Below are 1,198 nucleotides of genomic sequence, written 5' to 3'. Positions count from 1 at the left end.
AATGTCGAGCGTGAAACTCGGTTCTCATCTATTTGATGTAAGAAGTAAATCTATCGTCTCATTTGCTGAGTAGATTATTTTAATGGCATCATCACTAACATCACGTAACAGAGCTACCTCTCTATCACTCAGTAAATATTGCCCTTTTTTTTCTTCTTTTTTACTGGGTAACACAGACTGAATCACATCAATCGAAGTCAGCAACCCACTGAGCGGGTTTCTCATTTCATGAGCAATGCCTGCCCCAAAATATTTAGCTAAAGATATTTTTGCCTCGTGCTCAACTTGGTTTCGGAAATAAAATAAATTACCAAACAAATAAATAAACAAAAATATTGGCACATGCGCCCAATCCATCGTGAGTTCAATATTAGAACCTTGCGTGAACAATGCAAGAATGGTTGCTAATACAATACCAACGAACGTCTGAGTAAACATGACCCAAGTAATATGAGTCAATAATATATGTAAAAATATCGCAGCCATAAAAGACATAACCCAAACAGTCGACCAACCGTTCATGAGCAACATATAGAAAAAGAAACAAGGTAAACAAATGGTAACGGTAATTTGATAATAAGCAGGTAAATACTTACGCCACTCAAATGGTAATTGATTGCGGAAAATAATACCAAAAAACAAAAATGAACAGAAAATCCTCAGTGGCAAGTTTTCATAAAATTGTGGGTATATAAATGCCCATACTAGGTAATAAATTAGGAAGCCAACGAAACCCAACCAACCAACTAAGGTAAGATTTGGCTCTGCGTACTGATAAACTTTTCGGATAGCATTCATTCTAGTTATCTTTCATATTGACAAAAAGCTCACTTCAATGAAGTGAGTTTTTAGTAGCGCACATTAGAGCACACGTCAGTCACAATAAGTAATTGAAAATTATTGGGATTTTATACATACACTTTAAAAAAACAATCCGACATTTTTGTTTGTGGGTTCAATATCACATCAGTTCGAATAAAGTAATTAACCTTTGAAGCCATTTTAACCGATGCCTCAGAGGGCGAAAGTTCACAAATAAAGAAAAAACTTCTATTCGATAACAAATCGAATTTGCTAGAAAGGTTCAAGTAATGATACTGATATTAATTATCAACATCTATTGAGCCGCCTATGAATAAAGGTGAATTTGAAGCTTTAAAGCAACACATTTATCAACTTTCCCCTGGAGAGCTAAGAA

The 1,198-nt window shown here is 34.7% G+C and carries 1 pseudogene; it reads right to left on the bottom strand.

The features are described 5' to 3' along the window. Positions 1–798, bottom strand: a pseudogene (locus tag RH85_RS01530) (hybrid sensor histidine kinase/response regulator); the annotation flags it as partial. Positions 799–1,198: the final 400 nt, after the last annotated feature.

The organism is Vibrio ichthyoenteri ATCC 700023 (genome assembly GCF_000222605.1).
GTDB lineage: Bacteria > Pseudomonadota > Gammaproteobacteria > Enterobacterales > Vibrionaceae > Vibrio > Vibrio ichthyoenteri.
Note: the sequence above shows the minus strand (reverse complement) of the source record. Positions and strands in the feature narration are given on the sequence as shown.